At 41.6% G+C, this 14391-nt stretch carries 12 protein-coding genes; 1 reads left to right on the top strand and 11 read right to left on the bottom strand.

The genetic code is table 11. The features are described from left to right. Positions 1 to 8 precede the first annotated feature (8 nt). The 3 genes from QOL44_RS09640 to QOL44_RS09630 are packed head-to-tail and all read right to left on the bottom strand — an operon-like array spanning position 9 to position 4469. Positions 9 to 998 carry a peptidylprolyl isomerase gene (locus QOL44_RS09640; RefSeq protein WP_009059555.1) on the bottom strand — a complete coding sequence of 330 codons (990 nt, stop codon included), beginning with the start codon at positions 996 to 998 and terminating at the stop codon, positions 9 to 11. Then, entirely contained in the window at positions 980 to 4147 is a 3168-nt protein-coding gene (gene mfd / locus QOL44_RS09635) for a transcription-repair coupling factor (RefSeq protein ID WP_009059554.1), read from the bottom strand. The genes QOL44_RS09640 and mfd overlap by 19 nt, the downstream gene beginning before the upstream one ends. Beyond that, positions 4113 to 4469: a hypothetical protein gene (locus QOL44_RS09630; RefSeq protein WP_208526785.1), complete on the bottom strand. Its 357-nt coding sequence runs from the start codon at positions 4467 to 4469 to the stop codon at positions 4113 to 4115. Before QOL44_RS09630 ends, mfd begins: the two co-directional genes overlap by 35 nt. A 128-nt stretch (positions 4470 to 4597) precedes the next feature. Here QOL44_RS09630 and QOL44_RS09625 point away from each other — a divergent pair, with 128 nt between their 5' ends. Then, positions 4598 to 4999 (top strand): hypothetical protein, encoded by a 402-nt coding sequence (locus QOL44_RS09625; RefSeq protein ID WP_009059550.1) that lies wholly within the window; start codon positions 4598 to 4600, stop codon positions 4997 to 4999. Between the two features lie 137 nt (positions 5000 to 5136). Here QOL44_RS09625 and sufU read toward each other — a convergent pair whose 3' ends face one another. The 8 genes from sufU to QOL44_RS09585 all read right to left on the bottom strand — a co-directional run bounded on the left by sufU (position 5137) and on the right by QOL44_RS09585 (position 14372). Beyond that, the gene (gene sufU / locus QOL44_RS09620; RefSeq protein WP_009059548.1) at positions 5137 to 5559 is read right to left on the bottom strand and encodes a Fe-S cluster assembly sulfur transfer protein SufU; all 423 of its coding nucleotides are present in this window, start codon (positions 5557 to 5559) and stop codon (positions 5137 to 5139) included. Between the two features lie 15 nt (positions 5560 to 5574). After that, positions 5575 to 6804, bottom strand: coding sequence for an aminotransferase class V-fold PLP-dependent enzyme (locus tag QOL44_RS09615; protein ID WP_009059547.1), 1230 nt, complete (start codon positions 6802 to 6804; stop codon positions 5575 to 5577). Positions 6805 to 6881: 77 nt separating this feature from the next. Then, positions 6882 to 8207 (bottom strand): hypothetical protein, encoded by a 1326-nt coding sequence (locus QOL44_RS09610; RefSeq protein WP_009059546.1) that lies wholly within the window; start codon positions 8205 to 8207, stop codon positions 6882 to 6884. Between the two features lie 290 nt (positions 8208 to 8497). Then, on the bottom strand, positions 8498 to 9691 hold the full coding sequence (locus QOL44_RS09605) for an acetate/propionate family kinase (protein ID WP_009059544.1): 1194 nt from the start codon (positions 9689 to 9691) through the stop codon (positions 8498 to 8500). A 109-nt stretch (positions 9692 to 9800) separates the two neighbouring features. Beyond that, entirely contained in the window at positions 9801 to 10904 is a 1104-nt protein-coding gene (locus QOL44_RS09600) for a site-2 protease family protein (protein WP_009059542.1), read from the bottom strand. Positions 10905 to 11227: 323 nt separating this feature from the next. Beyond that, complete coding sequence (locus QOL44_RS09595) at positions 11228 to 12658, bottom strand: RtcB family protein (protein WP_009059540.1); 1431 nt, start codon at positions 12656 to 12658, stop codon at positions 11228 to 11230. 677 nt (positions 12659 to 13335) lie between these two features. Beyond that, the gene (locus QOL44_RS09590; RefSeq protein ID WP_009059537.1) at positions 13336 to 13587 is read right to left on the bottom strand and encodes a hypothetical protein; all 252 of its coding nucleotides are present in this window, start codon (positions 13585 to 13587) and stop codon (positions 13336 to 13338) included. A 344-nt stretch (positions 13588 to 13931) separates the two neighbouring features. Beyond that, positions 13932 to 14372: an archease gene (locus QOL44_RS09585; protein ID WP_009059533.1), complete on the bottom strand. Its 441-nt coding sequence runs from the start codon at positions 14370 to 14372 to the stop codon at positions 13932 to 13934. Positions 14373 to 14391: the final 19 nt, after the last annotated feature.

Below are 14391 nucleotides of genomic sequence, written 5' to 3'. Positions count from 1 at the left end.
AATGAGTTTTAGAACATTTTTATAAAGGCTTTTGCCTTTAAATTATTTAACCATTGTTGTTGCAGTTTTTGTCTTTGTTCTTGAATCAATAGGCCTTCAATCTGACTCCTCAACTCTGATAGGGGCTTAAGCTTTCCTTTCCGCTTATCCTCAAGCCTTATAATATAATAGCCGTCAACGGTTTCTATCACACCACTTGTTTGTCCTGGATACATGGAGAAGGCTGCTTCCGCTATTTCGGGTCGAAGGCTATCTTTGGTTACCCATCCCAGATCCCCACCATCCATTCTTTTAGGTCCTTCGGAATAAGTTCTAGCTAATTCAGCAAAATCAGCACCCAATTGCAGTTTGCTTAACAGTTCTGTGGCTGTCTCTTTGGCAGGATCATATTCTTCTATCTGACCGTCAACGGTAGCACGTTTCTCTTTAAAAGAAGTTTTCTGCAGAAAAATGATTCGTAATTTTACTTGGGGAGGATCGAAAAATTGGCTTATGTGATCATGATAATACTTTTCAATTTGATAAGGAGAAATAATCACCGGTTCAGATACATTTTTCATTCTCATGGCCTGGACAATGATCTGTTCGAGGATCTGTTGCTTATACTGTTCTTCGCTTACCCCATTGGCTTGGAGCGTCCGAATAAAAGCAATTCTATCTCCATCAAATTGAGTTCGGATAATGTCTCTGATCCGGGATTCAATGAACGAATCGGGGATCGCATATTTCTTGCTTTTAAAATCCTGAATGATTAATTCTCTGTCAATTAGGGCTCGCAAGGCACTTAACCGAGCTTCTTTGATCCGATCAACCAGTTCAGGCCCTTGATAGGTTTCCCTTAAGACGGCTTCATTGGGTTCTACCTGTTTTCTGACTTGAGAAAAAGTGATCACTTTATCGTTTACAATAGCTGCAATGCCATCGTTAGCAGTTTGTGAAAACAAACTTTGTAAGAAGCAAAAGAAACAAAGGAAAACAATTAGAAGACTTCTAACCATTTCTTAATCTGCATTATTTTAGTCTTTGTATCAGATTCGATCAAGCGTGGGAATTTACCTTGCGCTGTAAACAAATACTCCCTATGCCTCATTAGTTTTAATTTATCCTGGTCCGATTCGATTCGTTCTATGCCTTTGGCAGCTCCAATGAGTCGGATTTCAGTAATCGAAAAAAGGTTTTCTACAGGTTCAGGCCACGCACCAAACCGGTCTTTCCAGCCTTTTTTGATTTCTTCTAGCTCCCCTATGCTGAGTGCTTCAGCTAGCTGTCTGTAAGCTTGTAGCCTCTCTTCCCTCCTTTCCATATAGGTAAATGGAATAAAAGCTAAGGCATGCCTGCCGCCTCCTGGCTCGGGAAGTAAAAAATCTAAAGAGACCTTACAATCAGTTAAAGTATCGATTTCTTTACCCTGAAGTCTTTGGACTGCTTTTTTGAGTAGTTTGCAGTAGAGTTCAAATCCAACAGAGGCGATATGACCACTTTGAGAGGTGCCTAAAAGATTGCCTGCGCCTCGTATTTCTAGATCTCTTAAGGCTATCTGGAAGCCCACACCTAGTTGAGAATGTTCTTGCATGGCTTTAATTCTTTTCTTGGCGTCGGCTTGAATGAATAAATCCCTTGGGAGTAACAGATAAGCGTAGGCTTTTTGATTAGATCGCCCCACTCTTCCTCTCAACTGATAGAGGTCGGCAAGACCAAAAAGATCGGCTCGGTCAATGATGATGGTGTTAGCATTGGGAATATCCAAGCCGTTTTCTATGATGCTTGTGGCAAGCAGCACATCGATCTGTCCGTTCACAAAACTTTCCATTACTTCTTCTAGCTCGCTTTTTTTCATCCTTCCATGGCCTATGGCAATTTTTACAGAGGGCAAAAGCGATTTTATCCTTGAGGCTACTTTTTCAATGGTTCGTATTCGATTATGAAGAAAATACACCTGTCCTCCTCTATTTAATTCTCTCTCAATTGCTTGCCGTATTATTCGTTCGTCATAGGCGCTCACAATCGTCTCGATAGGATAACGATTGGGGGGAGGAGTTTCGATTAAACTCATATCTCTGGCTCCAGCCAATGCTAAATAAAGCGTTCGTGGGATTGGTGTTGCCGAAAGACTGAGAACATCAATGAGTCGAAATGTATCTTTCCATTTTTCTTTTTGGAGCACGCCAAAGCGTTGTTCTTCGTCAATGACGATTAATCCAAGATCTTTAAATGCGACGTCAGCAGAAAGCAGTCTGTGCGTTCCAATCACCACGTCAATGGATCCGTTTTTAAGCCCTGCAAGTATTTCTTTTTCTTCACTATTTTTTATCAATCGACAGAGCAAAGCGGTCTGAATGGGATAATCAGCAAAACGTTCAGAAAGCGTTTGAAAATGTTGTTTTGCAAGAACAGTAGTAGGCGCCAGCAGCGCAGCTTGTTTGCCTCCCATGACAGCTTTGAAGATTGCCCGAATGGCAACTTCCGTTTTGCCAAATCCAACATCCCCGCAGATGAGCCTATCCATTGGCCGTTTGCTTTCCATATCTCGTTTTGTTTCTTCTATTGCTTTGAGCTGATCGGCTGTCTCTTCATAAATAAAAGACTCTTCAAATTCTCTTTGCCAATGGTCGTCTTTGGGGAAAGAGAACCCCTCAAGAACTTCTCTTTCTGCATTAATTTTAAGCATTCTTTCGGCAAGATCCGATACCGCTTTTTCTGTAGCGATTTTTGCTCGTAGCCACCTTGTGCCACCTAACGAATCGAGTTTTGGCTGTTTTTTGGTTCCTCCAATATACCGAGAAATCAGATAAGCTTGATCAATAGGAACGAAGAGCTTAGCTTTTTGGTCGAATTCAAGCTCGATCATTTCACTGTTTGTTCCATCCATGCTCTTTATTCCTCTAAACCGGCATATACCATGCTGCAAATGCACGACATAATCTCCATCTTTCCACTGTTCGGAGATCTCCCCAGTCAAGTATTTTTCAAGGGCATCATTCGTTTCTTGGTTACGTAAGCAAATCTTCTGATTTTGGTACCTACCAAAAATTTCTGCATCGGTTAGGATGGCAAGTTTCGCTGCGGGCCATGAAAAGCCTTTGAGAAGGGGGCTTTTTGAAAAAAAGATCGATTCGATACCAATTCCCTGATTGGATAGAATTTCTTTTAATCGGCTTTCTTCCCCTTCATTGTTAACAAAAATGACGATCTCCCATTTTTTTTCAATCCATTGAGTGAGTTGAGATAGAAATAATTCCCATCGTCTTTCTTGATGGAACCAATCACCTTTGGGGGCATCCAGTAAAATATGGCTTTCGAAATGGATATCTATGTCTGGCATCGCAACTTCCGGTGCCTTTGACCAAAATATGGTGGTCATTTTGGGCAAGTAATCGTAAAGCGATGCTTTTCCCTTGCTAATGTCCTCAGCATTGATAAGAGAAAGAAAAGCTTCTTCAAGGGGCTTAAAAGAGCGTTGTGTAATAGGATGGAATTGTCTTAGCGAGATGATTTGATTGCCTTCCCATTCCGTTCTCAAAGGAAAGACGCCATCCCAAGAAAAAAAGTCTACAATCGATCCTCGGACAGCTAATTGGCCTCGGTTGTCTACCGTATCAACTCTTTCATAACCAGCTTCAATGAGCCGCTCGATCAGAGCAAATCTGTCAGTCGTTTTCCCAGGAACAATCCTAAAACGCTTTTCTTGCAATAAACTAGGAGAGGGTAGAGGCTCTTCTAAAGCTAACTCTGTGGTCAGGATAGCCCCGGAAAAAAAATTGAGCAGACTATATGCTGCTCTTAGCCTTTCGGCCATCAACAATGGATCAGGTAAGCTTTCCATCGACACAGGTTCAATTTCAGGAAAGACTATGTAAGGGCTTCCCCAACATTCCAATCCAATGGCCAATTCATTGACCTTTTTAATGCTTTCTGCTATGACCAAAGTGGGCAAATGAGAGTTGGCTATAAAGGAGGCAAGAAAAAAGGATTGCGCGGAAGTGGGTAAGCATTCGATGCTCCAATTTCCTCCTTTTATTAACCGCTTGTGTTGTTGTCTTAACAAGGGATGGTTCAACCACTTGGTAGGAGAAAAGGTCATTTCTTTTTTCTTCCCTTGGATCCCGATAGTATTATTGTTCCAATGATTGGATGGTGAAGGTGCCATTTTTTCGGTCTATAAAACAAAGAAAAGATCCTCTTCTTGGGATTGAATAAAATCCACTTTCTTCTATTTCTGCGCCAAGATGGCAACAAGAAGAAATGCACTCATCAAAAAGTGCTGTAAATTCTACTTCGATAGAACTGGGACGGAAATGACATCGTTCTATAATCAGTTGAATCTGTTCAGAGGGCCATCCCTCCTCACAATATTTTTCTAGAGGAATCCATTTTAAATGTTCGGTAAGCCAATGTAAAAATTTTTCCCTAAAAGAAAGACTATCTTCGTTGAAAGTGGCAAATGATAATGAAGGTTCTGAAAAAATCATATGCTTTGCATCAGTGGCTTCTACTATAGGGCTCCACACAAAAGGAATGGAACCCATTTTTAATCAAAAACCTAAAACAACCAGGATTTCCTTTCAGATCGTTGCTGAAGTAATTAATAATTAAAACAATGAGAAATCAACTTTGCTTTTTGTTGGTTTTTTTTCTTTTTTTTTCTCTTGGCTGTGTTTCTTCAGAGTATCTTCCAGAAGAAGGGTATATCTATCGGTTGGGGATGGGATCTGGGAGAAAGCACCGTATCGATGGCATGGATGTTTGGATGCAAGGCAGACCTAATCGACCATATAAGGTTTATGGGACCCTTTCAGAAAAAAGAGGTAATGGGCCCTTTGAAAAGGGATCCACTCTTCGAGGTTTAGTCAAATTAGCAAAACAAAGACATGCAGATGCACTGATTGTTCTTGTTAAAGAAAGGCAGTATGTAGGCGATACCCTCTATGTAACAAAAATAGGCCAGGGCACTACAGAAACAGTTTATTCAGCCCTTCTTATTCGATATCTTCCCCAATAATTCCTCCCATTTTTGGAAAAGACCTTTCCTCTAACATTATGGCATATCACCCGATTGGATCTTTGAGGGAATTAACACACATTTCATGGCTGTTCCCACTATTCTCTCCTAGAGACTGGCCTTCAAAGTATAAGGGCCTACTGGATAACTTTGGCTAACGCATGCCATGGGAGCAGAGCGCATTTAACTCTAGCAGGAAAATGCCTAACACCTTTTAGACAGGATAATTCCCCAAGCACCGAATCATCGACTGTTTCTTTGCTCGTTAAGAAGAGCTGTAATGTATTTTTTATACCTATAACCTCTTCTACTTTTTTGGATTGAACAATTTCAGTCATTAAAGAAGCTGAAGCTATGGAGATTGCACAACCTCTGCCAAGGAACTGAACGCGTTCAATAATCTGATTGGAATCATTGATGCTTATGAAAAGTTGAATAGTATCCCCGCAACTTGGATTAGTTCCTTCGGCTTCTAAGTATTGGCCTTCTGGTTTCCCAAAGTTGCGTGGATAACGGGAATGGTCCAATAGGATCTCTTGATAAAGATCTTCTAAATCCATAACAATTCCTATTTGTTAGCCGATTAATTTAAAGAATCGAAGACATTTATCGATAATCTCAATGAATCGATCGACTTCCGATTTAGTGTTATAAAAATAAAAACTAGCACGAATGGCTGAATTGATTCCCAATTTTGACAGCAATGGTTTATTGCAATGATGGCCGCCGCGCAACGCCACACCATAACGGTCACAATAGGTAATAAAGTCGTGAGGATGCAATCCTTTAACCGCAAAGGTCACAATTCCAGCTCTCTTTTTTGTAGGGCCTAAAGGAATGATACAGGGTAGAGAGGAGATTTGGTTGTAGGCGTAGCTAGCAATTTGTTCATCATGAAGAGCGATTTTTTCTAGCCCTATTTGACAAAGATAATCAATGGCTGTCTTTAAACAAATTGCTTCGGCTATCGGTAGCGTCCCAGCTTCAAATTTGTGAGGAGGTTCTTTCCATCGGCTTTCGAAGAAATCCGTATCCAAAACCATGTTCCCTCCATATTGAAAGGGAGGCATCTTTTCGAGTAGCTCCTTCCTTCCATACAAGACTCCAATACCAGTAGGTCCACACATTTTATGACCAGAAAAGGCAAGAAAATCACAGCCTATTTTTTGCACGTCAAGTGGCCTATGGCCAGCGCTTTGAGCCGCATCAACAAGAGTAATGACCCCTAATTTTCTAGCAATTGCACAGAGAGATTCGACTGGATTAATAACACCCAATGTATTTGATACATGAGTAAAAGAGAAAATAACTATCCGATTTTTAATGAGAAACTCTTCTAGTGAAGTCCACAGAAGATTTCCTTCTCTCCCATCGATTGGAAGGAAGAACAGGCGTAATCCATTTTTTTTAGCTAGCTGTTGCCATGGTATCAGGTTCGAATGATGCTCCATTTCGGTTAAGAGGATACCATCTCCGGCTTTAAAAAGGGAACCTAATGAGGCAGCAACCAGATTAATCGATTCTGTAGTTCCTCTTGTAAATACAATCTCATCCTGACTTCTGGCATTGATAAACCGCGCGATGGTGGCTCGGGATGCCTCTAAAAGTTCCGTAGCTCGACTACTTAATTCATGGAGTCCTCTGTGAACATTCGCATTGGTTGATAAAAAAAAATTAGATAAAGCTTCGATCACGCAGAGCGGCTTTTGAGAAGTGGCTGCGTTGTCAAAATAAATAAGCGGATAATCATTAATTTTTAGAGAAAGGATAGGAAAATCCTTCCTATAGGATTCTATGGACTCCACTTATATAATCTAGCATCTATTGGCTAAGATTCAAGAATGCTAGATTCATTCTCTTTGAATATTTCATTCAAAATATTTCATTCAAAATAAAATTGGTTTAACGCCTTCAGGGCTTTGACCCAAGAAGGGGGGGGTATAGAATCCGTTGGAGAGCCTATCCTTGACACTATTCTTTCAAGAAGCATTCCGGAATGGACATCATATTTAGAGAAGATTTCTTCAAAGGAGAAAGGTAGTTGTGTATTTAATTCTAATTCTGGTAGCCAATAGAGAAATAAATTGGAGGCTAACAGGAGGCGATAGATTCGTTTTGAGGGTTTCCTGGAATAAAGACAAATTTCTTTGCCATGATTACTGAAGCACCAATTCAAAGAAAAATTTCCTTCAAATGGAAAGTATTGAAAAACCCGACCATAGCGATAGAGAACTAGGTGGTTTTTTTGGATCCATCCAACGGTCCCATCGGGGCTAAGTCGCGGGAAGCTTGCCCCTTCGGTATCTTTTATCTTGGTTGAATTTTCCTTTCTATCAAAAAGAATCACTTCTCCTTTTTTATGGAGTAGGCTAGAAAGCGAACTGTTCAATAGATTATTTGCTTTCTCAGGTCTTATAGTAACGGCTAAGGGAGTATCAGGACTAGAAGGATCCTTGGGATCTAACAATCTAATGGGCATGAAATCAAAATCAGAGGTTAGCAACCATTCCCAATCGGGAGAACTTTCCGTCAGTTCATTTTCCTCTAACCGGAGGATCCTTTCTTGACTTTCAAGCTCGAAAGCTTCGATGATTGTTCCTTTGTCCTGGTCTTCCGATGAGATCCCTATGCAATCCACACTTTTGTTCTCCTCTGGATCAACGTATCTAAAAGGAACAATGCTTTTAATTTTTGGGTATTGTCCTTGAAAATAATGGAAATAAATGGGGCTAGGATCACCAGTATCTTTTATTTCTGTGGCTATGAGTGTGGTATGCTGTCGTTTTCCATTGTTTCCATTTCCTTCAAGCCATAGGATCCATTTTCCAAAACGGAAAAGAAGAAAGTTGTCTTTGTTTGGATTTATCGTCTTCCAGGTACCGTTTCCGCCAGCAAAACCGAAAGGCTCGTCAAGCAATAAGAAGGTGTTTGGAGCAGGTTCTTTTTTCAAAAGAGCAGACCAAAAATACGGTTCAATAAAAAGCAAGACGTTTTTGATTTCCTTAGGCGTTATCCATTGAATCGAATCGAATAAGGCTTCTACTTCCCCACGAAATTTCGTTTCGGATAGTGAGCCTATTCTCAGATCAAAAATGGCGGAAGGAGGCAAGGAATCGGATAAGACTTCTGGAAGAGAATCTTCAGAAGGGAAAGAATAGGAAAAACTGGATAAAAAAGCAAAAAACAAAAAAAAGACAATGTTTTTCACAGGGCTATTCTCTGGCTGTGTTATTCAACAAATAGATAGGCTATTCATGAAACTGTTTGGTCTTCTTATTGTTAGACTTTGAAGCTTTCTCATCGATCCAATGTGTTTTAATGTTCCTGCATTTAAGCAGCGGACCTATGATTGTTTATGAAGCTGCAAGTAAATTGTCTCTGCTCTAGCTCGATCATTCAATGGGTCCCTACAAAAAATAGCTTTTAAAGCTTAATGATTGATAGAATAAAAGAAAATCCAAGGAAACAAGAAAGTTTTTGGTAAAAAATAAAAAAAATTCATAATGTTAAAGTTCCTTGCCTTAATAGTTGGCGGGTTCTTCTTGCGATGATCAACTCTTCGTTGGTTTTTACGATTCGAATTTTAGCCGTAGACTTTTCTGTCGAAATAATTTCGTTATGGGCTTGGTTTTTTATGGGATCAAGCTGGATGGCCCAAAAATCCAGATTTTTACATATTTTTTCTCGGATCTGAGCAGAATTTTCTCCAATCCCCCCTGTAAATACAAGAATATCCAATCCATTGAGGATAGTAATGAATGCCCCCAAAAATTTCTTTGCTTGATAGACAAAGGTATCTACCGCCTCTTTGGCTTCTTTCGTTGAATCTTCAAGAAGATCCTTCATATTTGGACTTTTCCCGCTTAAGCCAAGCAATCCGGATTGCTTGTTTAACAACTCATAAAGTTCTGTTGCTCTAAACCCTTTTTCCTTTATCAAATAGAGAACGGCTCCAGGATCGAGATCTCCACATCGAGTTCCCATGATTAAACCAGAAAGAGGAGAAAATCCCATGGTTGTATCAATGCTTTGGCCGTTATAGACAGCCGTCAGACTGGCTCCTCCTCCAAGATGGGCGATAATGATTTTGCCCCAAGCTTTTTCTTTTTCTTTTTCCTGTAGCTCCTCCATGACGTACTCACAAGAAAGGCCGTGAAATCCATATCGAACAATCCCCATGTTTCTTAAGGACTTTGGAAGGGCATAGTGGCGGGCATAATGGGGGATTGTTTTGTGAAAGGCTGTATCAAAACAGCAGATATTCTTAGTCTGTGGAATGTGTTTGCGAAATGATTCTATGGCCAAAATTTGGCTTGGCAAATGATCTGGGGCAAGAGGGATAAGTTCTTTTAAGTTTTCCAACATTTCAGATGTAACGAGTCGGGGCTCCTGGAAAAGTTGTCCACCATGCACTATTCTATGTCCCACAGCCAAAAGAGACGATTCTAGCCTATGCTTTTTGAGAAAGGAAAAGAGCTTGGCTATTGCTTCATCATGGTCTTTCAATTGGAGAAGCTCTTCAGCAAGTATTTCTCCCTCTCTATTTCTGAATTGGAAAAGGCTATTTGTTATTCCGATTCTTTCTATTGTTCCATGCAGAACAAGAGATTCAGTTTCCGAATCAAAAATACTTATTTTAATGCTTGTTGAGCCGCTATTGACTGTAAGAATTAAGGCTTGTTTGTCTTTCATGGTTCATTCAAGACAATTTTTAAAGCAAGAAGGGACATGAATGGACTTGTTAGGGAAAGGCTTTCTATCATAAAAGCTTCTTTCAGATCTAGTATAGCGCATGCTTCTTTTATGTCTCAAAAAAGGATCTGGTTTTTCGTTCTGTCATAGCCGTATGAAACATCAAAAATTCAGCGATGTTTTCCTTAGTCAACAACCCGACAAGTTCTCCTTTCTCTGTCACGGGAATGGTGGCATAGGGAATAGATTGGAGTTTGGAGAACACCTCTTCGGCTTTATCAGAAGATTCAACGACTACAAACTCTCTGGTCATGACTTCCTCTACGAAAGCATCCTGGCCCTTTTGCATCAAGCCCATGAGCAGATCTGCCCTGTAGAGCATCCCAACCAGTTTGTTGTTCTCCACGACGGGGAAATCATGCTGTTGGGTAGCGAGAGTGATTTCGATAGCCTTTGCTAAAGTGTCTGTAGGTGAAAGAACGTGGAATTCCCGGAGCATAAGATGGCTGATAGTGGTTTTACTAAGAGTAAATTTGACCTGAGCTAAGTTTGCTTCTTGAGAAGCTCCAAACCATACGAATAGAGCAATTAGAATAAGAAAAGGATTGGTAAAAAGTCCAATAAATCCAAAAGCCAAAGCAATCGTTTGACCAACCGAAGCGGCTATTCGGGTAGCGTGCAGAAAATCCATCTTAATTCCTAAAAGCCCACGTAAAATTCTGCCGCCATCCATTGGGAAAGCAGGTATGAGATTAAATCCAGCTAAAATGATATTCGTCCAAAAAAATTGAGCCAGGATGTTGCCATGGATCATGTCTGGCTGTTTAGCATCGATGGGAATTCCAACTATGACCATAATGAGGTATAGGAATAGTGCTAGAATGATATTGACGGCAGGTCCAGCTATGGCAACGATCAGCTCTTGAATGGGATCTTCTGGTATTTTTTCAAGCCTGGCTACACCGCCAATGGGTAATAGCGTAATATCTTTTGTAGAAATTTTAAAAAACCGGGCCGCAGTCGCATGTCCTAATTCATGAAGCACAATGACAAAAAAAAGAGCCAGAGTAAAAAGAATACCCAAAAGGGCATCTTCCAGACTTCCCCTTTCTGAATAATAAACTACAGCAATCCAACTAAGAAGAAGGAAGAAAGTGAAATGAACGTAAATTTGAATGCCAAAAATAGAACCAATCCTCCAAGACCATTTCATTGTGTTGAATTTATGTGTAATATGGTTTTTCCAAGCAAAAAAATCATTCTTTATTTTTTGGAATATTTCTACTTTTCCCTCGTTATGAACAGACGAGTCCTCCTACTCAGCCAGAGGAGAAGAGAAGGTAGATAATAGTTAGTGATAAATTGTTTGCCTCTCTCTTACCCTATTTTGGGTATAAGATAATCTTTCCTAAGGCTAATGACTGTCGGGAAGGAAAATGACAGCGGAATAGGTTTCCCTCATCCAGAAGTATTAGTCTTAAACTCTTTTGCTAACCAAAGATGACTTGAATAGAACAATCTGTAGTGTGGATGCAATCAGCCTTTGATACAAATTAAGGGATCGAGTCTGGCGATCAGTTTTGCAAGCTCTGCTTTATGTGCCGCTTCTACGACATCACTGACATCCTTATAGGCTAAGGGGGCTTCTTCAGCAACACCGCGCTCTGAAACAGCTCGAATCAGAATGCCTTTTGCTTCAAGGCTTTTAATGATCTCTTTGCCTTTCCACTCTTTCAAAGCCTTAGATCTGCTCATGGCTCTCCCAGCTCCATGTACTGCAGAAGAAAAAGCAAGCCGTTCGCTTTGAGTTGTACCAACCAAGATATAGGAATGGGTACCCATGCTGCCACCTATAAGGACTGGTTGACCAGCCTCTTTCAGATCTTCAGGAATTTCGTGGTGTCCTGGACCAAAAGCACGAGTGGCTCCTTTTCGATGCACAAAAAGTTTTTTTGAGCCTCCATTAATCGAATGCTCCTCGACTTTGCAGGTATTGTGAGAGACATCATAGAGCAGAGGCATGAAAATATTTGGAAAGAAATAGGAAAATACTTTTCTAATCAAATGCGTGAGGATCTGCCTGTTAGCCAACGCACAATTAATTCCTGCTCGCATCGCTCCAAGATACCTCTTCCCAAGATCCGATTGGATCGGAGCACAGGCGAGTTCTCTTTCGGGTAATTCAATCTTGAGTTTTTGCGCACAAACTACCATCTCCTTTAAATAATCCGTCCCAATTTGATGTCCTAAGCCTCTTGATCCACAATGAATACTCACTACGATATCTCCTTCATGGATGGAAAGTAGTTTGGCTATTGCCTCATCAAAAATTTTGCCAACAACTTGTACCTCCGCATAATGGTTCCCTGATCCCAACGTGCCCATTTCTTTTGCTTGCCGTTCTTTTGCAAGATTGGAAACGGCTTGAGGATCAGCTCCAGGCATACATCCCCCTTCTTCAATTCTCTGAAGATCCTCCTCTTTTCCATAGCCTTGTTCTATAGCCCATTTTGCACCACCGACAAGCATCTTATCCATTTCGTTCTTATCCAAGTGAATCTTTCCATGACTCCCCACTCCTGCTGGAATTTCTTTGAATAGAAGATCGGCAAGTTTATTTTTGATTGGCTCGATGTCTTTTTCTTGCAATCCTGTTAAAAGGGTTCTGACTCCACAGGAGATATCAAATCCAACGCCTCCTGCCGATATCACTCCATCTTGATCGGGATCGAAAGCTGCAACGCCTCCTATCGGAAATCCATATCCCCAATGAGCATCAGGCATTACAAAAGATGCTTTAACAATTCCAGGTAAAGAGGCAACGTTGGAAGCCTGTTCGGCAACTTTTTGATCCATTTGTTGGATTATTTTTTCAGATCCATAAATAATCACTGGAACCCTCATTGTCCCATGAGCAGGAATCTGCCAACAGCTCTCTGAAATTTTTTCAAGCAAGGACATTTCCATAACTACCCCTCCTTTTAGAAATAAAATCCTCATTCAAGGAAATTGCAATTATAGAAGGGGCTTACAAAATTCCCATCCGTTCCGTCAGACTCGCTTTTTTCAGCTCGTCAGCCGAAACAAAGCTAATTTCCTGCTTTTACGAAGCCGTTCTCTCCCCCCTCTTGCGATGATGGCTGGTGCCTTCCTCACCCCAAGTTTCAGATCAAGCGAAACACGCCGTAGAGTCGCTTAGTCCTGCCAAGCCATACGCCAGTAGAGACTTGGCCGCATTCACGTCCCGGTCCTAAAGGCTTCCACAGTCCGGGCAAGTCCACCGGCAAACCCCCACTCTATTCCGCCTAGTATTCTAATTATCGCTAAAATTCGAAAATACTCCTGTCGGCAATGGACCGGGCTAGGGGATAGCTTTTCAGCCTCCCACGCCCATTCCAGTATTGAGTGATAATGGGATGAAAATGTCAGGTGAGGTTGGAGGTGAGCTTATGCCAGGCGTCCTGCCGGATATTAGCGATGCGGGTGTGGAGCCTAGACCCCCTTGGCTCTTGTCTTTTTCGCATTCTCCGATACGGGCAACCGTGTTCCTTTGGGAACCAGAGCATTGCCCGCCCACCTGATCTTTCTCTTGGTGGCTTGGTGCTTGAGCGAGAGACTCTAAGGCGGTCGCTGCAATCGCTTGATTAAGGCCTTGGGTGGATTGGAACCGATGGCCTTTTCTTTCCTGGAGAGGGTGCCATGGCCGATACCCCTAAATCCTCCCCAATCGCGCCTTGGCTGTCGGTGGGACGCAGGGCGATAGCGTCAGTATCAAGAGAAATGCTGAAAATCCACCGGTCCACCTCCGAAAGACGGTAGCAGACAGGATCTTGGCAGTGAAACGCTACGACTCTCACCTCCCTACCTAACCCAGGTTGGGTATGCGGATGTGGCACCCGTCAAGGGAAAATTGGTCGTTGGTCAGGCTAAAACAGTCATGCCCACCTTTCTTGCGGTACTTCGGGGACTTTGCACGTCCTGCCCAAAAGTTCTTGAAGGCGACTTCTAACTGCCCAATTGGCATCTGTGGTGTGTTATTGGTAACTTCGAACATACAGAAGAATTGCTCACATTCCCATCGTCGCAGCGTTTGGGCAGAAACCCCCAGGAACTCAGGGGGACTTTTGAATGCTAACCATCTTGTGCGACAGGTTCAAGCTATACATTACTGCGCAAGAAAGTGCCGTTTTTATGGAACTGTTCAAACCATTTCGAGAGGATAGAAAGGATCACCAGCTCCTTATACGTCTACTATACATTGCGCTATCCATTGATTACCATTCTGCCCAAAAAAAAGCTCTGTAAAAGTTGCTCCTTTGACTTCCACTGCCGGATTGTGTTTTTCTCTATCTACGGTTTCTCCCCAAGCGGTTCCTCGTAAAAATGGTAAGTGTAATTCCACTTCGAATGCTGAAAAAAGCATATTTTCTGTAGCCATTTTAAATATCAGACAATTTAACCAATCGTAGAGGAGTAAGTCATAACTATCGTCCTGACAGATTATACTGACAGAGCTTGTGGGACTGACTTTTTGGGGATCGGTTATGACGGAAATCAGTGCCAGAGATACGGCGATCAGAGCTTCTTCTGGACTATTGCCAAAGCCCCTAATGCCGATGTCTGCCATGTGGGAAAAAGTTTCCCACCGGTACGAAGTGGTAGGTTGTTTATTGATGTTCATAGTGTAAACACACTTGCGT

It is taken from the genome of Candidatus Methylacidiphilum fumarolicum (assembly GCF_949774925.1).
Classification (GTDB): domain Bacteria; phylum Verrucomicrobiota; class Verrucomicrobiia; order Methylacidiphilales; family Methylacidiphilaceae; genus Methylacidiphilum; species Methylacidiphilum fumarolicum.
Note: the sequence above shows the minus strand (reverse complement) of the source record. Positions and strands in the feature narration are given on the sequence as shown.

Excerpts from the sequence above, each read along its gene's own strand:
- QOL44_RS09640 (WP_009059555.1), bottom strand. The coding sequence starts at position 998 with ATGGTTAGAAGTCTTCTAATTGTTTTCCTTTGTTTCTTTTGCTTCTTA.
- mfd (WP_009059554.1), bottom strand. The coding sequence starts at position 4,147 with ATGGCACCTTCACCATCCAATCATTGGAACAATAATACTATCGGGATC.
- QOL44_RS09630 (WP_208526785.1), bottom strand. The coding sequence starts at position 4,469 with ATGATTTTTTCAGAACCTTCATTATCATTTGCCACTTTCAACGAAGAT.
- QOL44_RS09625 (WP_009059550.1), top strand. The coding sequence starts at position 4,598 with ATGAGAAATCAACTTTGCTTTTTGTTGGTTTTTTTTCTTTTTTTTTCT.
- sufU (WP_009059548.1), bottom strand. The coding sequence starts at position 5,559 with ATGGATTTAGAAGATCTTTATCAAGAGATCCTATTGGACCATTCCCGT.
- QOL44_RS09605 (WP_009059544.1), bottom strand. The coding sequence starts at position 9,691 with ATGAAAGACAAACAAGCCTTAATTCTTACAGTCAATAGCGGCTCAACA.
- QOL44_RS09600 (WP_009059542.1), bottom strand. The coding sequence starts at position 10,904 with ATGAAATGGTCTTGGAGGATTGGTTCTATTTTTGGCATTCAAATTTAC.
- QOL44_RS09595 (WP_009059540.1), bottom strand. The coding sequence starts at position 12,658 with ATGGAAATGTCCTTGCTTGAAAAAATTTCAGAGAGCTGTTGGCAGATT.
- QOL44_RS09585 (WP_009059533.1), bottom strand. The coding sequence starts at position 14,372 with ATGAACATCAATAAACAACCTACCACTTCGTACCGGTGGGAAACTTTT.